Annotated in this window: 24 protein-coding genes and 2 pseudogenes; 17 read left to right on the top strand and 9 right to left on the bottom strand. The window is 40.0% G+C overall.

All coding sequences use genetic code 11. From position 1 onward, the window contains the following. Positions 1 to 337: 337 nt before the first annotated feature. Positions 338 to 2,362 (bottom strand): S9 family peptidase, encoded by a 2,025-nt coding sequence (locus AC6H44_RS17495; RefSeq protein ID WP_500738487.1) that lies wholly within the window; start codon positions 2,360 to 2,362, stop codon positions 338 to 340. A gap of 226 nt (positions 2,363 to 2,588) precedes the next feature. Between AC6H44_RS17495 and AC6H44_RS17490 the strand changes: the two genes are divergently transcribed. After that, positions 2,589 to 2,948, top strand: a complete 360-nt coding sequence (locus AC6H44_RS17490; RefSeq protein WP_500738486.1) for a MerR family DNA-binding transcriptional regulator — start codon at positions 2,589 to 2,591, stop codon at positions 2,946 to 2,948. Between the two features lie 62 nt (positions 2,949 to 3,010). Continuing rightward, positions 3,011 to 3,583, top strand: coding sequence for an NAD(P)H-dependent oxidoreductase (locus AC6H44_RS17485; protein WP_500738484.1), 573 nt, complete (start codon positions 3,011 to 3,013; stop codon positions 3,581 to 3,583). A gap of 101 nt (positions 3,584 to 3,684) precedes the next feature. Here AC6H44_RS17485 and AC6H44_RS17480 read toward each other — a convergent pair whose 3' ends face one another. The 3 genes from AC6H44_RS17480 to AC6H44_RS17470 are packed head-to-tail and all read right to left on the bottom strand — an operon-like array spanning position 3,685 to position 6,573. After that, positions 3,685 to 4,023, bottom strand: a complete 339-nt coding sequence (locus AC6H44_RS17480; RefSeq protein WP_500738483.1) for a glutamate cyclase domain-containing protein — start codon at positions 4,021 to 4,023, stop codon at positions 3,685 to 3,687. A 5-nt stretch (positions 4,024 to 4,028) separates the two neighbouring features. Next, on the bottom strand, positions 4,029 to 4,760 hold the full coding sequence (locus AC6H44_RS17475; protein ID WP_500738482.1) for a 5-oxoprolinase subunit PxpA: 732 nt from the start codon (positions 4,758 to 4,760) through the stop codon (positions 4,029 to 4,031). Between the two features lies 1 nt (position 4,761). Further along, positions 4,762 to 6,573 (bottom strand): glycoside hydrolase family 3 protein, encoded by a 1,812-nt coding sequence (locus AC6H44_RS17470; protein WP_500738480.1) that lies wholly within the window; start codon positions 6,571 to 6,573, stop codon positions 4,762 to 4,764. A 263-nt stretch (positions 6,574 to 6,836) separates the two neighbouring features. Between AC6H44_RS17470 and AC6H44_RS17465 the strand changes: the two genes are divergently transcribed. The 4 genes and pseudogenes from AC6H44_RS17465 to AC6H44_RS17450 all read left to right on the top strand — a co-directional run. After that, the gene (locus AC6H44_RS17465) at positions 6,837 to 7,178 is read left to right on the top strand and encodes a hypothetical protein (protein ID WP_500738479.1); all 342 of its coding nucleotides are present in this window, start codon (positions 6,837 to 6,839) and stop codon (positions 7,176 to 7,178) included. A gap of 197 nt (positions 7,179 to 7,375) precedes the next feature. Next, complete coding sequence (locus AC6H44_RS17460) at positions 7,376 to 8,404, top strand: sensor domain-containing diguanylate cyclase (RefSeq protein ID WP_500738478.1); 1,029 nt, start codon at positions 7,376 to 7,378, stop codon at positions 8,402 to 8,404. A gap of 86 nt (positions 8,405 to 8,490) precedes the next feature. Then, positions 8,491 to 9,144, top strand: coding sequence for a thermostable hemolysin (locus tag AC6H44_RS17455; protein ID WP_500738476.1), 654 nt, complete (start codon positions 8,491 to 8,493; stop codon positions 9,142 to 9,144). Then, positions 9,141 to 10,145 (top strand): annotated as a pseudogene (locus AC6H44_RS17450) (AMP-binding protein); the annotation flags it as partial. The gene AC6H44_RS17455 and the pseudogene AC6H44_RS17450, both read left to right, overlap by 4 nt. 21 nt (positions 10,146 to 10,166) lie before the next feature. Here the strand turns inward: AC6H44_RS17450 and AC6H44_RS17445 are convergent. The 3 genes from AC6H44_RS17445 to AC6H44_RS17435 are packed head-to-tail and all read right to left on the bottom strand — an operon-like array spanning position 10,167 to position 12,626. Next, positions 10,167 to 10,940: an ISAs1 family transposase gene (locus tag AC6H44_RS17445; RefSeq protein ID WP_500738475.1), complete on the bottom strand. Its 774-nt coding sequence runs from the start codon at positions 10,938 to 10,940 to the stop codon at positions 10,167 to 10,169. Between the two features lie 4 nt (positions 10,941 to 10,944). After that, the gene (locus tag AC6H44_RS17440; protein ID WP_500735106.1) at positions 10,945 to 12,150 is read right to left on the bottom strand and encodes an IS4 family transposase; all 1,206 of its coding nucleotides are present in this window, start codon (positions 12,148 to 12,150) and stop codon (positions 10,945 to 10,947) included. A gap of 47 nt (positions 12,151 to 12,197) precedes the next feature. After that, on the bottom strand, positions 12,198 to 12,626 hold the full coding sequence (locus AC6H44_RS17435) for an ISAs1 family transposase (protein ID WP_500738474.1): 429 nt from the start codon (positions 12,624 to 12,626) through the stop codon (positions 12,198 to 12,200). 92 nt (positions 12,627 to 12,718) lie between these two features. On the opposite strand from AC6H44_RS17435, the pseudogene AC6H44_RS17430 reads away from it, so the two are divergent. The 11 genes and pseudogenes from AC6H44_RS17430 to AC6H44_RS17380 all read left to right on the top strand — a co-directional run. Then, a pseudogene (locus AC6H44_RS17430) lies at positions 12,719 to 13,201 on the top strand (AMP-binding protein); the annotation flags it as partial. Then, on the top strand, positions 13,194 to 13,883 hold the full coding sequence (locus AC6H44_RS17425; RefSeq protein ID WP_500738473.1) for an iron-containing redox enzyme family protein: 690 nt from the start codon (positions 13,194 to 13,196) through the stop codon (positions 13,881 to 13,883). The pseudogene AC6H44_RS17430 and the gene AC6H44_RS17425, both read left to right, overlap by 8 nt. Then, positions 13,880 to 14,650, top strand: a complete 771-nt coding sequence (locus AC6H44_RS17420; protein ID WP_500738472.1) for an SDR family oxidoreductase — start codon at positions 13,880 to 13,882, stop codon at positions 14,648 to 14,650. The genes AC6H44_RS17425 and AC6H44_RS17420 overlap by 4 nt, the downstream gene beginning before the upstream one ends. A 20-nt stretch (positions 14,651 to 14,670) precedes the next feature. Beyond that, on the top strand, positions 14,671 to 15,318 hold the full coding sequence (locus tag AC6H44_RS17415) for a hypothetical protein (protein ID WP_500738470.1): 648 nt from the start codon (positions 14,671 to 14,673) through the stop codon (positions 15,316 to 15,318). A gap of 11 nt (positions 15,319 to 15,329) precedes the next feature. Further along, the gene (locus tag AC6H44_RS17410) at positions 15,330 to 15,998 is read left to right on the top strand and encodes a response regulator (protein WP_500738468.1); all 669 of its coding nucleotides are present in this window, start codon (positions 15,330 to 15,332) and stop codon (positions 15,996 to 15,998) included. Next, entirely contained in the window at positions 15,970 to 17,286 is a 1,317-nt protein-coding gene (locus AC6H44_RS17405) for an ATP-binding protein (protein WP_500738467.1), read from the top strand. Before AC6H44_RS17410 ends, AC6H44_RS17405 begins: the two co-directional genes overlap by 29 nt. After that, positions 17,279 to 17,632 carry a cupredoxin domain-containing protein gene (locus AC6H44_RS17400; RefSeq protein ID WP_500738465.1) on the top strand — a complete coding sequence of 118 codons (354 nt, stop codon included), beginning with the start codon at positions 17,279 to 17,281 and terminating at the stop codon, positions 17,630 to 17,632. Before AC6H44_RS17405 ends, AC6H44_RS17400 begins: the two co-directional genes overlap by 8 nt. Continuing rightward, positions 17,619 to 18,359, top strand: a complete 741-nt coding sequence (locus AC6H44_RS17395) for an FTR1 family protein (protein ID WP_500738464.1) — start codon at positions 17,619 to 17,621, stop codon at positions 18,357 to 18,359. Before AC6H44_RS17400 ends, AC6H44_RS17395 begins: the two co-directional genes overlap by 14 nt. Next, positions 18,356 to 19,069, top strand: a complete 714-nt coding sequence (locus tag AC6H44_RS17390) for a hypothetical protein (RefSeq protein ID WP_500738462.1) — start codon at positions 18,356 to 18,358, stop codon at positions 19,067 to 19,069. Before AC6H44_RS17395 ends, AC6H44_RS17390 begins: the two co-directional genes overlap by 4 nt. Before the next feature lie 258 nt (positions 19,070 to 19,327). After that, positions 19,328 to 19,537, top strand: a complete 210-nt coding sequence (locus AC6H44_RS17385; protein WP_002959120.1) for a cold-shock protein — start codon at positions 19,328 to 19,330, stop codon at positions 19,535 to 19,537. Positions 19,538 to 19,708: 171 nt separating this feature from the next. After that, a complete protein-coding gene (locus AC6H44_RS17380) occupies positions 19,709 to 20,494 on the top strand; it encodes a substrate-binding periplasmic protein (RefSeq protein WP_500739134.1) in 786 nt (261 codons plus the stop codon). Between the two features lie 139 nt (positions 20,495 to 20,633). Here AC6H44_RS17380 and AC6H44_RS17375 read toward each other — a convergent pair whose 3' ends face one another. Both AC6H44_RS17375 and udk read right to left on the bottom strand, forming a co-directional pair. Beyond that, positions 20,634 to 21,857 (bottom strand): NupC/NupG family nucleoside CNT transporter, encoded by a 1,224-nt coding sequence (locus AC6H44_RS17375; protein ID WP_500739132.1) that lies wholly within the window; start codon positions 21,855 to 21,857, stop codon positions 20,634 to 20,636. 17 nt (positions 21,858 to 21,874) lie between these two features. Continuing rightward, the gene (gene udk, locus AC6H44_RS17370; protein ID WP_008110733.1) at positions 21,875 to 22,504 is read right to left on the bottom strand and encodes a uridine kinase; all 630 of its coding nucleotides are present in this window, start codon (positions 22,502 to 22,504) and stop codon (positions 21,875 to 21,877) included. Positions 22,505 to 22,672: the final 168 nt, after the last annotated feature.

Raw genomic sequence — 22,672 nt, 5'->3', positions numbered from 1 at the left:
AACGACTGATTTAAAGATTTTAACCAGGTATCGAAAGAGTAATAAACCGATTTTTTACTAACTGCTGCAGTTTATAAAACATTTTTTTACTAACTGAGGGCTTATAAACAGTGACTCAAACCGATTTTTTACCAACTCATAGTGCCATTTTTGTTATAAACCGATTTTTTACCAACTCAACTTGAGGCTAAGTCCGATATTTAGTTTAAGTATGTAAGGAGTTACTTACTTTATTGCTGTAAAGGGGGTTTACACTTGTGAGCTTCGAGCAAAGAGCAAAGAGCAAAGAGCAACGAGCTTCGAGCCTAAAATAGCTCGTCGCTCATTTCTCGGCGCTTTATTTCGAATGCTTATCAAACCACCATTGAATATATGCCACTTTAGTCATTAAGTTAGATGGGCGAGCGGTAATGCCGTGTGCTGCGTTTGGAATACGTACCATCGCGGTATCAACGCCTTGCAGTTTCAGTGCTTGGTAAAACTGCTCTGTTTCAGATATTGGCGTACGATAATCAGCTTCACCTGTCAGTAGCATTGTAGGGGTTTTTACATTACCGACATAGCTAATAGGTGAGCGCTGCATGTAATGTTCAATATGATCCCATGGTTTGCCTGGGAACCAGTAGTCAGCAAAGAATGGATAAAAGTCGGCAGTTAGTACAAAGCTGATCCAATTAATCACCGGTTTTGCCACCACGGCTGCAGCAAAACGATCTGTATGACCTACAATCCATGCTGTTAATACGCCGCCGCCAGAACCACCGGTTACAAATAATTTAGATTCATCAATAAACCCTTTTGCAATGAGCGCATCAACACCCGTCATTAAATCATCGTAATCATTACTTGGGTAATTATGGTGAATGGTTTGCGCAAACTCTTTACCATATGAATCGCTGCCACGTGGATTCATATATAAAACCACATTCCCTCTGGCTGCAAATAACTGTACTTCTGCACTAAAGTGCGGGCCATAATTAGCCACAGGGCCACCATGAATTTCAAGCACCAGTGGGTATTTTTTTGATTTATCAAAACCGGGAGGATAAGCAACCCAGCCTTGAATGGGCAGTTCATCGTGGCTTGATTTAAGCCATAGCTCTTCAATTTTTGCGAGTTGCTTGCTACCTAAGGCATCTGAATTTAAATTGGTCAAACGCTGCGTTTTGCCATTGTTAACTATGGCGACATCTGCAGGGCGCTGGGTATCAGCTAGGGTAATTGCCACATCACCGTCATCACTGATATCAAAATCGCCACCAGAATACGGGCGACCAAAAGACACGCTCCCTATTTTTTCGGTAATAACTTTACGCTTGCCACTGCGCGGTTGATAAGCAAGCACGGTTTGCCCTTCGCTAGCATAACTAAAAAATACCCCATTGGAGTTATCAGCCCACTTTATTTGGCCAACACTACGGTCGAAATCACGGGTTAAGCTAGTGGTTTCCCCCGATTTTAAATCGCGAATATACAATTGGCTATTTTCATAATTGGTCAGTTTATCATCATAGCCGGTGTAAGCGAGGTAGCGGCCATTCGGTGATACTTGAGGTTGGTTATCGGGGCCAACTCGCTCGGTAACTGCACTAATCTGTAAGTCATTTAATGTTAGTTGATAAATTTCTGAGTTAGTTGGTTTGAGCTTAAATTCAGCATGTCGATTTGCCGAAAAATAGAGAGTATTTCCCTCATCAGCAAAACTAACGGGCCCACTATGGTCAAAATCACCAGAAGTTAACTGCCGAGCATTACCGCCATTGGCATCAAGTGTAAACAAATGACGAAAACCAGGCTTGGTATAACCGCCGCCATCGGCGCGATAATAAACATCATCAATAAATTTAGCAGGCTCTGCCCAGCTGGCACCTTCAGGCTTGCCTGGTAAATTAATAGGGGAGCTAACTTTGCTCGGGACAAATTGGCTAAACAGCAGTTGTCGACCATTGGGTGACCATTGCAAATTAGAGGGGCTTTGGGTCAGGTTACTAATTTTTGCAAGCGCGCCTGTTTTTAGCCACTTTACGTAAATTTGGCTACTGCCATCGCGAGTGGAAATAAACGCTAAGCGTGATTGATCTGGAGAAAGTACTGGTGCATAGTCCATATGTACGCCAGATGTAAGTGGTTGTAGTTGCTTTGATTTACTATCTACAGACCAAATATTACTGACTTTTCTATCGCTCTTAATATCCATGCGATTGCGAACAAAGTACACCGTTTTACCATCATTGGTCATTTCAATTTGATTAGCATATTCAAGGTTGAATACGTTTTCAAGTTGTAGAGTCTGCAGGTTATTATTGGCTAATACTGAAAAGCACAGTGAGGTTAGTAGGACTGCGGGGGCAATCAATTTCATTTTAATTCCTTGTTATTAATTATCGCACCTAACCGTTATAGAATAACAAAACCCAAAGGTACACTATGATGCGATGAATACCTTTAAAATGAATAGCAATTAATAATGAAACTCTATTTTTCATGAGTAAGCGAAATGGTGGCTAGTTAGATGAGTCTAGCCGCCATCAATCTTTTTAATGGTTAAGTTTATTAATATTATGAGCAAACAGAGTAAGGAATGACTGGTGTATATTGGTGAGATGGCAAAGCGTTCAGGAGTGTCAATTAAAGCAATTAGGCATTATGAAAAAATAGGTCTATTGAGTGATATTAAGCGACAAGGAAGTTACCGTATTTATGAAAACGCTGATGTGGAGTTTGTGACGCTAATTAAACGAGCACAGTTATTAGGGTTAAGCTTAACTCAACTCAAACAGCTAAAAATTGCTCGCCATGATTTGGATTGGCCTGCGGTAATGGCTTTACTTGAAAATAAGAAGCAGCAAGTGTTGATAGATATTATTGCACTTGAGCAACAAAAAGAGCTGTTAGAGTTTTATCACCACGATATAAAAATATGTTTGGATAACCAAAATGCCGGTTAATTATACTTGACTCTACCCTTTAGGGCAGGGTGTATGCTACTGCTTTTAAAGGAGTAGTTAATATGAAAAAACACATTTTAGTAATCGATGCAAACCCCAAGCAAGCTAGTTTTTGTGACGCTTTAGCAACAACTTATAGTCAAAGCTGTAGCAGTGAGAGTGAGGTGCGCAGCCTTTCACTTAGTATTATGTCGTTTGACCCTAACTTAAGTGATGGTTATGACAGCGTACAGGCGCTTGAACCCGACTTAGTTGATTTTCAAGCGCAGCTACAATGGGCTGAACATATCGTATTTGTGATCCCCGTATGGTGGGGCGGTTTGCCTGCTAAGTTTAAGGGGTTGATTGACCGTACTTTTTTATCTGATTTTGCGTTTAAATATCAACCAAATAAGACCATTCCCGATAAACTGCTAAAAGGGCGCACTGCAGAGGTTGTTTTAACGCTTGATACCCCGCCGTTTTATTATCGTTATCTGCAAGGTGACTGTGTAACAAAGCAGTTAAAGCATACTATTTTAGGCTTTTGTGGCATTAAAGTTGTTTCGATGACCTATATTGGCCCAATTATCAGTTCAACAGCAGAGCAGCGGGCTAAATGGTTAAAGCAGATGGCCAAAATGGCGATGAAATGAGAATATAGCGTTGCTATCGCGGTATTTTATAGCTTGTAAGAGTTTAGAGCCGCACCTAATAACAATAATATAAGTGAGAGTAGGTGTGCGTTTTTATATTTCTAACCGGATGTCAGTACTTCAGTAAAGTTATTAAGTGGTAACTCAAAGCAATTAAAGTCATTTTTAAGGACGCTGTAAAGGGGGTTGCCACAAACTAAAATAAGGTTTTTACCCAGCACAATTAAAGCATTGTATAAAGCAATGGCGCCAACAGGGCCATCGGTTTCAAAGGTTTGCTTGACGGCAAAACCGGTACCAATGAGCCCCGTGCTTTTAGCAGCAAATAACGACTTTGCCCCGCGCAGATAAGTATCTGTCTGTTGATAGGCGAAGAGATTTTGCATACCACATAGGTTTTGTTCTACCATTATGGTTTCGATGGCTTGACTTAATTGCACATCACTTAGTTGCTGTGACAGAGTGCTTTGATCTCTTGAATAAGCATAATACCTGCGGCGTTATCGCCGTGTACGCATAAACTATCTGCATGCAATGGTAATTGCTTACCTGAGCGGGTTGTTACACAGCCGGTGGCGAGTAACTGTTTAACCTGTGCGAGCAATGCGGGTTTATCATGGACACTATCAGCCATTTTTCGAGAAACGAGTAAACCTTTATCGGTATATTGACGATCAGCAAACGCTTCTAAAATGAGGGTTAGCTTATATTGCTGAGCAAGCTGCTTATGTTGTTCAGCTTCTGCTGTAGCTAAAATCATTAGTTGCAAATCTGCGCAATAACTAGCAACAGCCTGCATGACGGTATGTAAAATTGTCTCATCAACCATCATATCGTTATATAACGCGCCATGTGGTTTTACGTACTCTAAAGTGAGGCCTTGTACTTTTGCCATGCCTTCAATTGCGGCTATTTGATAATGCAGGCAGTTGGTTAGCTCTTGCGGCGTTAACGCCATGGAGCGACGGCCAAAGCCCTGTTTATCAGGATAGCTTGGATGAGCGCCTATCAGTACCTTATGTTGTTTGGCAAGCGCTAAGGTGTTGGCCATCACATCACTATCACCGCCATGAAAACCACAGGCGATATTTGCCATATCAATATGTGGCATTACCTGCTCATCAAGCCCCATTTTCCATGCACCAAAGCTTTCACCTAAATCACAATTGAGCTTCATATTAGTGGCTCTTTGATTGTTTAATGGTCACCGGTAACTGGCCTTTAGCAGGGGCTTGACCGAGTAATACTTTAGCCAGTGCTGTAAATGCAGGCCCAGATACTTGCTCGTTTTTGTCTACATCAACATTATAAGCGTATGAAGCTAAGACTGCATCGGCAGCGTCACCAAATTGAGCAATGTCATAAGGAGCACGCAAACTAATAAACACGGTAGGCTTTTGTTGCTTATTAGCCATTTTAAGTAATGATTCAAGCGCCTTAGGTTGCTCTGCATTATTAAGGGCAAAATTTGGGTTATCGGCTAAATCGTCCATGCCACCAATTTCCACCGCGCTTTGATTTGGCGTCGCATGTGCGGCAATAATAATATCAGCGTAGTTTATATTGCGCTGCGCATCGACGGGGTCAAAGCCTTGTAAGCTGCTACAACTAAAATTTAATGGCTGTGAACTTAACGCAGTAATGGCTTGTTGCATGGCCATACACTTGCGGGTGTCGGGCATAATAATATGAATATGTTGGCCTGCATTGAGCTTAAGTGGCAAAGTGTTGCTGTTATTTTTTATTTGGGTGATCGCTGCTAATGCGAGTGAGGCTTCTAATTCGCGATGTGCTTTATTACCAATAAGGTGTTTGGCATTGGCTAATGCATTAATGGAATTAGGCAAAGCGTTTAATTTAAACTTACTTTTAAGTGAAGTAATACGCTGCGCCGAATAGGCAATTTCGTCTGCGTTTAGTTGCCCTGTTTTAACCGCACTGACTAGAGAATTTATAAGCGCATCAAGTTTATTAATGTCATCTGGGGTTCTAATTTCTATTGGCATAAGCGCAATATCAACCCCAGCGGCAAAGGTGTTTATAACCGCTTGCGTTGGACTAAAAAAGTGACTTATACCCGCCATATCAAGTGCATCGGTTACTATCACACCTTGATAGTTAAGCTCTTTGCGAAGAATGTCGGTCATGATTTTACGCGACATGGTCGCAGGTTTGATCATTTGCTTACCGTCTACATTAGTCAAGGTGCTGCTGTCGAGCTCTGGATATTGAATATGTGCGGTCATTATCATCCCTGGGCTGTGTTGCTCAATAATGTGTTTAAAGGGTGCTAAATCTTGCGCGTAAATCACCTCTTTTGAATGCATTACTTTAGGTAAGCCGGTATGGCTATCTACATTGGTGTCGCCATGGCCAGGAAAGTGTTTTAGCGCACTAATCAGGCCGTTTTTTTCAAATTCACTCACTTGTGCTGCGCCTAGTGCTGCTACATCATCTGGGTTTTCACTAAAAGAGCGTACATTAATCACAGGGTTATCAGGGTTCATATTAACATCAACGGTTGGCGCGTAATTTACGTTAATTCCCAATGCTAAGAGTTCAGTGGCCAATACATTTGCTGTTTGAGTCGCAAAATAAGTGCCATGCTCAGGGTAGGTTGCGCCAATTGACATATTACCGGTAAACGAAGTGGCCATATCACGAGGCAGCCGAGCTACGCGACCACCTTCTTGGTCAATTGAAATAAAAAGCGGTAAACCCGATTTTGAGTTCGAGGCAGCGTGTTGCAGTTGCTGATTAAGGCTAATTATTTGTTCTATGCTTTGGGTGTTTTCAGAAAATAAAATCACCCCACCAATATCATAGCGGCTAATCGCTTTGGCAAGTATTTCGGGTAACTCGGTTAACGCTTTTCTACAGCGCTCACTATTGCCTTGGTGGCAAAAATAGCGTAAATCAAGCATAAGTTTTTGCCCAAGTTGCTGCTCAATTGACAGCGAAGAATCGGCAAATGAAGGTTTTATTGGCATGAAACATCCGATTAAAAAAAAAGAAAACGTCAACACGGTCTTATTTAGCAACATACACCTCAAGGCTAAACAAATTAAAGTAAATGCAGCTTAACTATTATTGAGCTTAACTGCAAAACTCCAAGCATATTTACTGGCAAAGCGTATAAAAATCCAATACTACTTTGTTAGCCTGCAAACAACAAAAATTAGGCTACTTAGTTTCATTTATGTATTATATTAATTATATGTAATTGTTTTTATTTGCTGAGGATTATATTAATTTGCGTTTTCAATTACCATTTACCTTTAACCTTAGGCAATTAATTCTGCTGTTAGCTGTCCCTGCTGCTACCACTATTCTATTTAGTGGGTTGTTCATAAGTAACCAAGTACAAAAAGAACGCGTAATTGAAGACACCCTCAAAAGCAACCATGTATTTGCCAGTAAACTCGCCTCAGCAACAAATAATTTTTTAATTGCAGCAATGCAGCAGCTGCAATTTTCTGCCAATATTATTTCTAAAAATATCGATAATACTGAGCTATTACAAGCAGAAACCGATCGCCTGTTAAAGCAAACGGATAGTTTTAATTCTGTTGTGATTAACAAGTTAGTATTTTAAAAGCAGCTTCACCTGTTTCGCTCAATATTATAGATAAAGCGGTTGATTCACCTCATTCTAAACGCGCATTTAAGCTTCAACATCCACTTATTAGCCGCCCTTTTGTATCGCTTGCAAATAACTTAATGGTGATTATTTCTTATCCCTTGTTTGATAAAGCCGGAAATTATTACGGTTATATTGGGGGGAGCTTATATTTGGAACAACAAAGTATTTTAAATGCGTTGTTAAAGCAGCATAGTTACGAAGGCGGGGCATACTTTTACGTAGTTTCTGATAATAAAACCTTGCTTTATCATCCTCTTGCGAAGCGTATTGGTGAAGTTGTAGATAATAACCCCGTAATAGAAAGTGTTCTAAAAGGTGAAGACGGATATACGCGCGTTTTAAGCTCTCAGGGGGAGCTTATGCTTGCCGGTTTTTCTCCCGTTAAATTTGCTAATTGGGGCATAATAGCGCAGCGAAGTGAAACGGCAACGCTTGCCACACTAGACACATTTCAGGGGCAGGTTATTAAGCGCATGCTACCTATTGTACTAGTGACCTTTTTTTTAATCGGCTTACTGGCACATCTTATTGCTAAACCGCTTAGATTATTAGCTGACAGCGGTAATTTATCTACAGATAAAGAGAGCGTAGCTCAGCTTAAACGCATTAAATCGTGGTATTTTGAAAGCCAGCAACTCAAATCAGCAATGCTTGAGGGGGTTCACATTTTGCAATCGCAAATGGGACAGTTGCGCCAAGACGCTATAACCGATCCGCTAACCGGTGCTCATAATAGACGCGGTTTGAACAGATTGCTTGAAAAGCTTATGCACCAAAATATACCGTTTGCAGTTTTGGAAATTGATATTGATTTTTTTAAGCGTGTTAATGACACTTTTGGCCATGATGTAGGTGATGAGGTGTTAAAAGTGCTTACTAATGTTATAAAAACAGTATCACGTAAGGATGATATTGTGGCGCGCACCGGAGGCGAAGAATTTTTATTGGTATTGCCCAATGAAAATAGTGATAGCGCGTTTGTGATTGCAGAGCGGTTACGTAACCAAATAGCCACAACGACTATGCCTAAAGTAGGCTATGTAAATGTATCGATTGGTATAGCAACCTGGCCACAGCATAGCGATACTATTGATCAAGTATACAAATGTGCTGACAAAGCGCTCTATCATGCAAAAGAAACAGGCCGTAATAAAAGCGTTGTAGCAGATATTAGTTAATTTTTTTAAAATTTAACTTACCTTAAGTTTTATTTAAGTTTCGTCTATTAAATTCTACCTATAGATTTAATACAGGCGATGCTTTTATGCAATTAGCTCAACAACAGTCATCATCAACACTTTTTCAACCGTTTACACAGTTTGTGAGCGCGAGAGAATGTGATGAACACCGCCAGCGCCTTGAAAATACAGTAAAACAAGGCTTCTTAGCTGCTTATAATGCAAGTCTCACTTCATTTATGCCATTACTCTGTCAGTATAAAACTCAGCAAGGGCATTGCACATTAGGGCTTAGAAACGCCACTTCTCCTTTATTTATCGAACAATATTTAGCAGCGCCCATTGAGCAGTTTTTACCAACGGGCGCACAGCGCAGTAACGTGTTTGAGTTAGGTAATCTTTATTCAACACACAGAAAAGCCACGTTATCGCACTTTATTATTGTTAATGAAGCTTTAAGTGCCATTGGTGCTACTAACCTGGTTTTTTGTGCCACCAAACATGTACGTGCCTTATTGCGTTTATTAGGGGTGACCTGTAATGAAATCGCATTAGCTAATAGCCGTGTTGTTGAGCAACCAAAAAGCTGGGGAAGCTACTACGCGAATCAGCCCACAGTCTGCATAGTTAATTTAGAGCAAGCACATCGACAAGTCCTTAATACGCCAACGCTACTTGATATTAAACAACAAAATGAAAATGAAATTACCGCATTAATCAGTGCGCTGGAGGCGATATGAGTCTATTAAATAGCTTAAATGACTTAGCTACTCAGCCGGCGGTTGTCGCGCATTTTGCAAAACAAGCACACCAATTAACAGGCGCTGAGCTACTCAAAGAAATTAATAAAGTAGCGGGGATTTTTGCAAATTCAAATGCCGATGCAATTGCATTTCAACTTGATAATACACCTGCTTGGTTAGTGCTTGATGCAGCAACAAGCGTTGCCAACAAAGTGGCTGTACCGATTGCCCATTTTTTTAGTCAGCAACAAACGCAATATGTATTAGCGCAGTGTGGTGCACAGCTGTTTATTAGTGATACGCCAAGGCTTTCTTTAGGTGCGTATACAGTATGTATTACTTTGTTTGATCATTACACCTTGTATATTTATCAGCTCGACGTTAAAGCACCGATTAGTTACTTTGAGGGCACGCAAAAAATTACCTTTACGTCTGGCTCTACAGGCGAGCCAAAAGGGGTGTGTTTGTCAACGCATAGTCAAATGCAAGTTGCACAGTCGTTGTGTGAACGAATAAATATAAGCAAACCAATTCATTTATGTTTACTGCCACTGCCAGTATTACTGGAAAATATTGCAGGTATTTATGCTCCATTATTAAGTGGCGGTTGTGTTCATTTAATGCCGTTAAACGAATTAGGTTTTGTTGGTTCAGGATTAAAAAATCCTGAAAAACTCATTAGTGCAATCGACAGTGTAAAGCCTAATACCCTTATTTTAGTACCTGAGTTGTTAACCTGTTTAATTGCTTTTGCAAAACAAGGTTGGCAGCCACCAACGTCATTACAGTTTATTGCGGTTGGTGGGGCGCTCGTGAGTGATACTTTAATAGCCACCGCTAGAGAGCTTAATTTACCTGTTTATCAGGGGTATGGGTTATCGGAGGCGGCATCTGTTGTAAGTTTAAATACGCCCAAAAATGATGATTTAAAGAGTGCCGGCACAGTACTCCCGCACATACAAACCAAAGTCGAAAAAGGCCAGCTGTACATAAAGGGTGACAGGGCAAACGGGTTGATTTTATACAGTTAGCCCAACGGTTAGCACTTTCATCATATAAACATTATCCCAACCCGCTTTCAACCGCTTGCTTTTCACTCCAACCTTTGCACTTTTTTCGTTCTTCAATAGATTAAGTGCTATTTTATTAATTAACGCGATGTTTTGAGCTGCATACCCACTGCGTAAACGGTTTTGGTCTTCATTAAAGCTAACGTCGAGTTGCCAATGTAATTTATTCTCCACATGCCAATGACTACGGATAGCATCAGCAATAAATGCAGCGTCTTTATCTTTATGGCTACTAAGATAATACCGCTTCTCATTCGAACTTACACCATTTACCTCTCGTGTTGAGCATATTACGGCAATACTTTTTAAGCTTTTCCATCGTGGATGTCGTGCTACCAACCAATCTACTTCTGTCGTTAACCAAACCTCTCTATTTTCTATTCGCCCGTGATCACCATTTAGTGAACGATGCACGCTGTGTGGGATATTTTTAAATTGCGTGTTGAGCTGGGTATCTAAATGTAGTTTAACGTCATCATAAATCTCCCCTTGATTCCCCTTAAGTCCAAGCACATAGTTACCCTCGTTAGAGATTATTTGCTCACCGATTTTATACTGGCATCCCATGGCATCTGTTGTAATTGTTGCTCCTTTTATGTCAAGGAGCTCAAGCAAAATGGGGATAGCGGTTATTTCATTCGATTTATCAGCAACCTTAACTTGTCCTAAACAAAAATTATTCTCAACAGACCATGCACTGACTAAATGCTGAGAGATCCCCACGAATTTAGCCTAAATTATCAATTTGTATAGTCAGAAGTGACAACTGGCTATACACATAAATAATGAACTGCCCATCAGGCTCATACCTAGGATCATCAACCACTTCTTTGCCAAGATAAATATAGGACAATACTCGTCGTTTTTTCTCTGTATTCGCTTGTAATGCCGCATCCCCTTGTTGTGCCGACACGGTGTACCCTATGCACCATAAGACAAACAACATTAACGCCGCTATGAGCAATAAATTATCAAACCTTTCTGCGCTTCTTGAATTTGCAAAGGCTAAACTAATGCCAAGTTTTGCATTCTTAGTGTCTCTGAAACTTTCTTCTATTTGCATACGTTGTTTATATAAAGTCACAATCCGTTGAGGCTTATCTGTAAATTGTGTAGGTAAATTAAACACAAGTAGCCAAGGCTCTTTGGCCTTTTGTTGTTGGTATTTAACCGTTGTACATTGAGATTGCCCACCCCGTTTTTTGATTTTTTTACGTCCCTTGTTTTTCCCTCTAAACAAAACACCTTGGCACGCGAAACGAACTGTTTTTCCGTAGTAAATCTGTGTCAGAAGGTGTGGTTTATCTGTTGCTTGCTCAAACCATGATTTACAATTTCGCCATGTCTCAAGGTCGCTAGATAAGGTCACATTGCCTCTGACGCGCCCAAGCCAATACCAGCCTTTATCTTCTATGGCTTTAAACCATGGCGTTCTAAAAATAGCATCAGATAAAATAATAGGCTGACAATCTGCAGGTAAACACTGTGCCAAGCTATCGAGTAAGTGTTGATGAGCCGCTTCGGTATTTAATTCGCTTTCAGGATACACTTTTTCATAGAGCGTTAACGCTCTTCCCCCCATTGGTATGCTTGCCCTGAGCACTTGAAATATTTCGCCGCCATTAATAGGTGACCAGTCAACGATAATAAGTGGGTGTTGTTGCTGGCCTACTAAGCATTCGGTCATATGTTCATAGAAACAAAGACGTTCTTGATGCAGGTTAGCATTACCAATCAAACGGTCTGCGCGTTTAATATCATGTTTTTTATCGGTATTAGAAAATGATTTTAATCCGCGGCCTAGGTAAGTGACAGTAACGCGCTGGTCACGCAAGCCTGAGTTAACAAACGTAAAGACTGTATTTAAACGTGTTTTATGAATTTCAGGGTAGGCAATGGCAATATCTTTGTGTAATATTTCGGTGGCTTTCATGATTATGAGTGAGTTTTTTTATAGTGAAAAAATTTGATCACAAATAATCATGAGAGTCTACCATTAATTTTTATTTTGTGGGGATTCGTCAGGACTAAATGAGTTGCGGGCATACCTGAGGCTTTATCTAATGTACGGCGCATTACTTTACCATCCAGAGCAATCACTCCTTCTTTATTCTTACTTATTTCAGTGACCCATTTGGTAAATGCGCTATTAAATTCAGTTGGGTTGAGGCGATTGAGTACGTCATTAAAAGTGTCATGACTAGGAATACCATTTTTCAGGTCTAAAAATTTCCGTAACCACTTTACTTTTGACTTTCCGTATTCTTCTATCTCGTTAAAATTATTGCAACCGCTGATAATAGCGCAAATAGCGATACTCAGAATATTAATAAGTGGATGGCGGACACTGGCAGAGTTTCTTGGATCGGTTAGTTGATTAAAAGCTTGGCTGATAGTCGTTTCTTTCATGTTTTGTACAGGCAAAGACTATTATAAACCACGATCATTAGGATCGGTCAAATGATCAAAAAGTACTTGTATGTTTTTTACCCGTTTGCCCTGTAAAGGGTGAGCTATTTTTAGGGTATTTAAATCAGGCACCGCATAACCCAAATGCCTGGTATGCCACGGGCGATTTAGTAACCCAACATGCCAATAAACTTTTTATAAAAGGGCGAGTTAAAAACCTGATTATTACCAGCATGGGCCGTAATGTCAGTGCTGAATGGCCTGAGTCATTAATATTGAGCCAAAGCGCGATTATACACGCTGTTGTTTTTGGTGAGGGCAAACCTTTTTTAACCGCGTTTATTTATGCAATTTCTGAATTGAGTGATCAACAGCTCAGTGAGCATTTGAAATTTATAAATCAACAGTTACCCGATTATGCACAAGTTAAAAAGTGGCATCGATTAGCCGAGCCTTTAAGTGTTCAGCAAGGGTTACTAACGACCAATAATCGCCCTAAGCGCCAAGCTATTAGCCAGCAATTTAACCCTATTTTTGAACAATTTTACCGACTTGGAGAAATGAGCCATGACTGATTTTTTTAATACATTAAAAGCACACACTCAAAACGAGCGTGAGTACTTATTAGCTGCGCCAATTATACAGCGGGTTTTTAAAGGCCAAGCATCGCTTGAAGAATATGCGTCATTTTTAGCGCAAGCTTATCATCATGTAAAACACACAGTGCCATTAATGATGTCCTTAGGGGCGCGTTTAACCGACGAACAAGAATGGTTACGTGAAGCCGTCGCCGAATACATTAAAGAGGAAATTGGCCATCAAGAATGGGTGCTTAACGATATTGCCGCGTGTGGTTTTGATAAAGACAGCGTGCGCCATAGTCAGCCACAATTTGCTACCGAAATGATGGTCTCGTATGCCTATGACAGTATTGCTCGTAAAAACCCGTTAAGCTTTTTTGGCATGGTGCATGTACTTGAAGGAACTTCCATTGCATTGGCCGATGGCGCAGCTTCAAATATTGCTAATGCGGTGGGGCTACCTAAAAAAGCATTTAGTTATTTAACCTCTCATGGTGCGCTTGATATAGAGCACGTAAAGTTTTTTGAAAACTTAATGAACAAAATGACTAATGAGGCCGATCAGCAGGCTATTTTACATGGCGCAAAATGTTTTTATCGTTTGTACGGTGATATTTTTCGCGCTTTAGATGACGAGCCGTTTTTTAAAGCATCAGCACAAGGCCAACACGCATGAATACCGGCTTGTGTGTGTTAACGGGAGCCACAGGGGGAATTGGCCAAGCCATTGCCAAAACACTGCACGCACAGGGTTGGCAATTACTATTAGTAGGGCGTAATGGCGATGCGCTAAATGCGCTCAGTAGCCAGTGCCCAGGTAGTATGACTTTTGTGGGAGATTTAACCGTTGCAGAAAACATGCTGGCATTAGCCATTAACGCCAAAAAATTGGGCGGTGCTAAATTACTTATAAACAATGCCGGTATTAATGTTATGCAAAGCTTAAGTCGTTGTAGTAGTGAGCAAATTGATACTGTATTAAACACTAATTTAGCCGTCCCTATGAAACTGTGCCAGCTGTTTTTAGAGCAGTTGCAAGTCAGTAAAGGGACCATAGTTAATGTAGGTTCATCTTTTGGCAGCATAGGTTATCCATATCAAACACTTTATTGCGCTAGTAAATTTGGTTTGCGTGGTTTTAGTGAAGCGTTATCACGAGAGCTTTCAGACACTGGCGTTAGAGTTACTTATTTAGCACCTAGAGCAACCGATACTGACATTAATGATGCACAAACCCGAGCAATGAACAAAGAGCTTGGTAATCAAATGGACTCCCCGCAGTTGGTGGCTGATGAGTTAGTTGCGTTATTAAACTCAAATAAAACCAGACGATTTATTGGTTTTCCTGAAAAACTTTTTGCACGTATCAATGGCGTTTTCCCACGTGTTGTGGATAACGCAATTGCTAAACAACTTCCTAAAATAAAGCGTTTTTTAGGTTAATAAAGAATAGAGGATCTATTATGAAAAAATTTACTTTAGCGGCTTATTTAAGCATTGTTAGTGTGTTTTCAGCGCCGGTATTTGCAGACGAACAAAGCGATTTACTCGCTATTCAACAGCTGTGGGCGGTCGCTAATTATGAGCTTAGAGATGATGCACAAATCAAAGCGTTTACTCAATTGAGTGAGCAAAGTGCTCTGTTTATTAGAAACTACCCTAATTCAGCAAATAGCTATACGTGGAATGGCATTGTATTGGCAAGTTTTGCAGGTGCAAAAGGCGGCTTAGGAGCGTTGGGTTATGCCAAAGATGCAAAGGCGTCATTAGAGCAAGCCCTGAAAATTGATGGCAGTGCTTTAGGTGGCTCAGCGTATGCCAGCCTTGCAACCTTATACAGTAAAGTACCAGGTTGGCCAATTGGCTTTGGTAATGATGACACCGCCGATAAGTTTTTTAAGCAAGCGCTCGCGTTTAATCAAAAAGGCATTGATACTAATTACTTGTATGGTGAGTTTTTATATGACGAACATAAATATAAGCAAGCCAAAGCTCATTTGTTAGTTGCACAAGCGGCCGGTATTCGTGATACTCGCGCTAAAGCGGACAAATATCGTCAGCAAGCAATTAGCCAATTATTAGCTAAAGTTGATAAAAAACTAAAGAGATAACAAAACACATAATGCATTTATTATTAGTTGAAGATGATCATCTTGTGGCGCAAGGACTTTGTCGTTCATTGCGCCAAGAAGGCTATAGTGTAGAACACAGCGCAACGGTTAAGTATGCGCTGCAATGCTTAGGCAGTGGCGAAATAGAAATGGTGATACTCGATCTTGGTTTGCCAGATGATGATGGTTCGCAAATTTTAAAGCACATAAAAGCGCAAAAAAAAGTGATCCCCGTGGTTATACTTACTGCGCGCAGTAGCATAGATGACAAAGTGCAAGGGCTTGATATGGGGGCTGATGATTATTTAGCTAAACCATTTGAACCCGCCGAATTATTTGCTCGTTTGCGCGTTGCGAGTCGACGTGTAAATCAAGCGCAGTCGAGTTTATTACACTGTGGTGACGTTACTATGGATACGTCAGCGCACACTGTCACACTCAACGATGAGCTACTTTCTCTGCCGCGAAAAGAGTACATGCTGCTAAAAGCGCTACTGGAAAACCAAGGTCGCGTGCAATCTAAGCAGCAGTTAGAAAATAAACTCTATCAATGGGGTGAAGAGGTGGGCTCTAACACCATTGAGGTGCATATTCATCACCTACGAAAAAAATTCCCCAGCGATTTTATTAAAACTCTCCGTGGTATTGGTTATGTGGTGGGAAAGCGTGTCAATTCGTAAGCGCTTAACGCTTATTTTACTGTCAATGATGGTACTAACCTGCTTTTTGGCTTTAGTCAAAGGCTATCAAAAAAGCATGAGCCATGGTGAGCAATTACTCGATAGTGAGCTAGAGGTGATGGCTGGTGTTTTGATGCAACAACCGTTATCTATAAACGCTATGGCGCCAACAATGCAGGAAAGTACGCAGTTACTGTATCAAATTTGGCAAAGTGGCGAGCTACTTAGTGGCTCTGACGAATTAAATCTTGATTTAAGCCAATATCAAGCGGGCTTTCAAACGCTTAATATTGCTGGGCAGCGAATGCGGATATTCGTTTTTGCCACTTCTTTACGCACCGTGATTGTTGCAGAGCCGATTGCTAAGCGGTTTGAGCTTGCTGAGGCGGTAATTTTGTCAGCCATGTTACCCATGTTATGGGCAGTTCCTTTATTGGCGTTGTTTATTAGTTTTTTTGTTAAATATGCATTGGCACCATTAACTCGTTTATCAAAACAATTAGCTCTGCGCCAAGCAAATGACTTTACAGCTATTAATTGGCAGGTGACCGATGAAGAAATAAAACCGGTGATCAGCCGCTTAAACGATTTATTTAAACGCGTAGAAACAGCTTATTTACGCGAGCGATTTTTTGCCTCCGATGCAGCACATGAATTACGTACTCCTTTGAGTAGTTTAAAAATAAATGTGCATAATTTGGCCGCTCAACAGGGCGATAACCAAGAATTACAAGCCATGACGCAAGGTATTAATAGGCTCACTAATATAGTAGAGCAAATGTTGATATTAGGGCGCACTCAGCCAGAGCAGTGGCAAAAGCAGTTTAAGGAACAGTCATTATTGGCGATAACGCAAGAAGTGGTTAGCCAATTGTATGAAAAAATAGAGGCGAAAAATCACACTATTAGCCTTGAGGGAGATGATTTTACTATTAACGGTGATGAATTTACCTTAATGACCTTGATTTTAAACCTACTTAGTAATGCTATAAAGTACGCACCTGCAAACGGACAAATAAAAATAACCCTAAAGCAGATGCACAGGCAGCGTATTTGGCAAATAGAAGACAGTGGCCCAGGTATGACGGATGAGCAAAAACAACGAGTATTTAATCGTTTTTATCGCGTTGGTGGTGACCAACATCCTTCGGGTGAACAAGGTGCGGGCTTAGGTATGGCAATAGTGCAGCATATTATTGCTATTTATAGTGCTGAAATTAATTTAACTGACAGCGATCTGGGCGGCTTAAAGGTACAGGTGGTTTTTGCAGGAGCTAAATGTGATTAAACGACTTATTCATCTTTATTTATATTGTTGCATCCTTTTATCATTTAACGCCTCTAGTAAAGATTATCTTATTGTACTTAAAGATCATTTGTTTTATCCCGCAGAAATCGTGGTGCCGGCTAATAAAAAGATACGCTTATTAATTGAAAATCAAGATAGTACCCCAGAAGAGTTCGACAGTTTCGATCTCAACCGAGAGAAGGTGCTTTACCCTAATCGCAAAAGCGTTATTTATATTGGGCCATTAACTCCTGGGCGCTATGAATTTTTTGGCGAGTTTTCGCCCAATACGGCCCGTGGTGCTGTAATAGCGACTGACAAGGAGCGCCCCAATGTTAATAACTAGCCTAGTGATGAGCCTAAATCAGTTATTACCCGTCGCCATTTTACTTGTCTTACTGCAAGTGATTGCCAAGCAAAGTTTACTAAAGTTGCTGGGGTGCCTTGTTTTAGGTATCGGGCTTTCGTTTATATTTGTAAAAAGTGCGTCGTTAATTAGTCCCTTGTTTGACTATCAAGGCTTAGAGTATACCCAAATTGGTTTGTGTATTTTAGTATTTATTAGTGCGCTTTGCTTCGCCATTAAACAATCAGCGCTTGCTTTTATGATTGCTATTATCAGCGTAATGACGCTTTATTTAAGTCATTACATTATTTACTTGATTGGTTTTTGGCAAAACAACGAAGCAGCACAAAGCTTATTTATTGGCACTTTTTTAGGCTTGGGGATATGCAGTAGTTTTAGCGTGTTGTTGTATTTTTTATTAAGTGCAATTAAGCAACGTTTTGGGCTTACCCCTTTGTTGGTATTGCTTGCATTAAATAGCGCAGCAAAACTGGTTGTTGCACTTGATTTGGCGAGCCAAATTGATTTGATAGCAACAGCGGCAACTGTATGGGACTTACGTGCTATTTTAACTGAAAACTCAGAGTTTGGACGGGTATTGCGAGCGCTTATCGGTTATGAGGCTACACCTAATTTAACCAGTGTTTTAAGTTATGCGCTCAGTAGCGTGGTATTTTTATTAATTTGTTATTTTATTCCTAAATCAATAACTAAGGAACAATCATGAAAGCAATAAACCTATTTACAGGTGCTGTATTAATTGGTTTTTGTTTATTAATACCGCCACACGCGCACGCCGACGGCATGGTGGTTGATAAAGTATATCACCCTTACGTATTGCCGTTTGAGCGTGAGTTAGAGTGGCGCCTTGTGTCACATCAAACCGATAGTGGTAATATTTTAGCGCAACGTATTGGCTTAGGTGGCGCAATTAACGACACCATGGCATTGGAAGGCTATATTGTAGGTGAGCGCGATGATAATGGTGATTTTGGCTTACAAGCGTATGAGTTAGAGCTTAGGTGGCAACTTATAGAGCAGGGCAAGTTATGGGCCGATTGGGGTGCGTTATTTGAACTTGAAAAACAGCATGATGCCGACGCATACGAAGCAACCACCGGTTTTGTGATTGAAAAAGAGTTTGGTCGTGCAAGCCTCACCATGAATGCATTTTTAGTGTACGAGTGGGGGCAAGATATACAAAACGAGTGGGAAAGTGAATTTAGAGCGCAATATCGCTACCGATATCTGTCTGCTTTTCAGCCCGCTGTTGAGGTTTATCTTGGCGAAGACTTTGTGGGCATTGGTCCAGGGTTTATTGGTTTGTATCGCTTTGATGGGCAAAAACAATTAAAGTGGGAAGCAGGATTCATTACAGAAATCAGCCAATCAGAGAAAAATCATAGCTTTAGAATGGCACTAGAGTTTGAATTTTAAGCTATTTAAACAAACACTTAATTTATAAAGCGAGTCGCTTAAGTTATTTTATTAATTAACGTATTAAGGGTTGACATGTTTCTGTAACTCTATATAGTAGAGCTCAGCTAGAAAGAAAGTATGATAATTTTTAAATCTCCATTTCGTTGTTGTATAAGTAATACTTGTAGTACCGTCCTGAAGTTTTTAAGTACCATCTCATTTTTTGCTACACCGCCCACTAGGGCAAAATTTAATTTTTATATCAGGAATAATACTATGTCTAACATCGTATCAGGTACAGTTAAGTGGTTTAACGAGTCTAAAGGTTTTGGTTTCATCGAGCAAGAAAATGGCCCAGACGTATTCGCACACTTCTCAGCAATTAAAAGCGAAGGTTTTAAAACTTTAGCTGAAGGCCAACGTGTAGAGTTCACTCTTTCACAAGGTCAAAAAGGTCCTCAAGCTGATAACATCACAGCTGTATAATTTTACTTTTTAAGTAAAATAAAAAAAGCGCTTAAGGCGCTTTTTTTGTGCCTAAAATTTGAGAAGCATCATAATTGGCACCAATTTGTATGCTATCTATCAAATTAATACGATTCTTTTAATAAAAATTAAGCTATAAAAATAAATAGTCTCTATACTCTTCCTAATGTAATGTTGATAATTAACGTAAAAGAGGGTGAGGTTATTTTTAAATTTATAGTATTCGCTCTTAGCTTGTTTTTTAGTCAAAGTATAAAAGCTAACGAGCATAAACTGACTATTTACACTGAAAGCTTTGCTCCCTATAGCTTTCAAAACGACTCGGGCCAGCTTGCAGGTATTAACCTTGATATTGTTAAAGACACGTGTGCACTTGCAGCATTAGAGTGTGAATTTTTAATATTCCCTTGGAAACGTGCCTATAATTTGGTACAAAAAAAACCTAATGCGGCTATTGTCTCTATTGCAAAAACGGATGAGCGTGCGCCATTGTTTGAGTGGGTAGGTCCATTGGTATCAAATCAAACTTATTTTTTTAAATTAAAAAGCAATGAACACCTTGTTATGGATGATATTTCACAAGCCAAAAATTACTCGTTAGGTATAGTTCGGGGTGACATTTACGAAATGCTGGTGAAAAAATTGGGATTTGTTGCGGGTAAAAACCTACTATTATTTAGTGATAAAGAATCATTTATAGGGCTTTTTTTTAAAAAACGTATCGATTTAATTATTAGTTCAGATTTCACCATTGAGCATCAGATCCAACCATTTGGTTTTTCTAAAGATGACTTAGTTCGACTAGAGCCAATACATGTTAATGAGCTTAAAGGTAATTATATTGGTTTTAATAAAGCCACTTCACCTAGGCTAATAAAACGCTTTAATCTAGCGCTTGAACGCCTTAAAACAGAAACAGGGTTTGAACCTTACATTAAACGTTATGTAAGAGATTAAGGGCTTAAAAATAAAGGCTATAAAAACGATAAAAGGGCCTTGCGGCCCTTGGTGAAGTATCGTTCAAGTCAGATAGTACTTTAACCCCTTAAAGCGCTATCCTATTGTTTTGCAACAGAGGGATCGTCTCATTAAGTTTCTAAGCTAGCGAGAGGAAAAACCCAGCAATTGCTGCGCTCATAAGGTTAGCCATAGATCCTGCTAACACTGCTCTGAGCCCTAAGCGTGCGATATCCTTTCGCCGACTAGGCGCCATACCGCCTAATCCACCTAGTAAAATGGCTATCGATGATAAGTTAGCAAAGCCACACAAGGCAAAAGTAACAATAGCTTGTGTATGCGCACTTAACGTATCGCGATAATTTATAAAGTCTAAGTAAGCAACAAATTCATTTACCACTAACTTTTGACCAATAAAACTGCCGGCTAAAATTGCCTCATTCCATGGTACACCGAGTAACCATGCAACCGGGGCAAATACATAACCTAAAATCTCTTGTAGCGTTAGTGTTGGGTGATCAAATAACCCACCAATACCGCCTAATAAACCGTTTAATAACGCTATTAACGCAACGAACGCAAGTAACATCGCACCTACATTAAGTGCTAAATGCATACCATTTGCCGCGCCTGAAGCTGCGGCATCAATAACATTAACCGGTTTGTCGTCGCCTAAGTCTATATCTGCTAAATCATCTTTAGGCGTTTCTGTCTCTGGCACAATCATTTTTGCCATTAAGAAACCACCAGGCGCCGCCATAAAGCTGGCTGCAATTAAGTATTTAAGATCTACGCCAATAATCACATAACCGGCCATAACAGAGCCTGCAACAGTGGCCAAGCCACCCACCATAACTGCAAATAACTCTGACTTGGTCATAGTTGCAATAAACGGTTTAACAATCAAAGGCGCTTCAGTTTGGCCAACAAATATATTAGCTGTGGCTGAAAGTGACTCAGTGCGCGAAGTTTTCAATAATTTTTGTAAACCACCGCCTAAAATTTTAATAATCCAATCCATAATGCCAAGATGATACAACACAGCCACAAGCGCTGAGAAAAATACAATCACTGGCAATACTTGAATTGCAAAAATAAACCCAAGTGTATCTTGCGATGCTAATGGGCCAAATAAAAAACTAATTCCATCATTGGCAAAACCAATCACTGATGAAACCGCACGAGACATACTCGCTAATACATTTTTACCTGCTTCAAAAAACAATACAAATCCGCCGATCATCACTTGCATTAAAAATGCGATGCCTACGGTTCTTAACTTTATTGCTTTGCGGTTAGTGGAGGCCGCAAAAGCGATGCTTAGTAGCACTATCATGCCTACTAAGCTCATAAATGTTGTCATACACATGTTTCCCGTTGTTATTCTTGTAAAATGTATTTTATTTTACTTTTTATAATATCAATCGCAACGCGATTCATACCGCCTCGAGTCACAACTAAATCAGCGTTATGCTTTGAAGGCTCAATAAATTGATAAAACATCGGTCTAACAGTTGCTTGATATTGTTCAACAACAGATTGTAATGTTCTGCCTCTTTGTTCCATGTCGCGTTGCATTCGGCGCATTAAACAAATATCCAGCGGTGTATCTATAAACACTTTGATATCAAATTCTTTATTAAGCGCTTTATCGCTTAGTAATAAAATACCTTCTACAATGAGTATTTTAGCCGAGGCTACACGACGTGTTTTATCACTACGTGTATGTTGGGCATAATCATATGTTGGTACTTCAACTGAGTGGCCATTACGAAGTTGTGTTAAATGCTCAAGCATCAACTCGTGTTCAAACGCATCAGGATGGTCATAATTTGTTTGCGTACGATGTGCCATCGGTAAATGCGATTGATCTTTGTAATAAGCGTCTTCTTCAATAATGGCGATAGCGCCTGGTTCAAGCTCATTTACCAATTCATTATAAATAGTTTGGCTAAATAGAGATTTGCCCGACGCCGATGCGCCTGCAATAGCTATAATAGTTCGTGTCACTAAAGTTCTCACCCACACAGAAGGATACATTGTTGGTAGATCACAATAGCAAAAAAGACACGATTAATCTCTTTTGCTTCGCTCAAGAACGCAAATTTATAATGTTTAGCTTTTATGAAACAGGACTTATGTCCTGTACGGAAAAATCGAAGAGCAGATAAAGTAGCC

The sequence above is a fragment of the Pseudoalteromonas sp. TAP-3C genome (genome assembly GCF_059888565.1).
The sequence above is the reverse complement of the archived record's forward strand: the minus strand, read 5'-3'. Positions and strand labels throughout refer to the sequence as shown.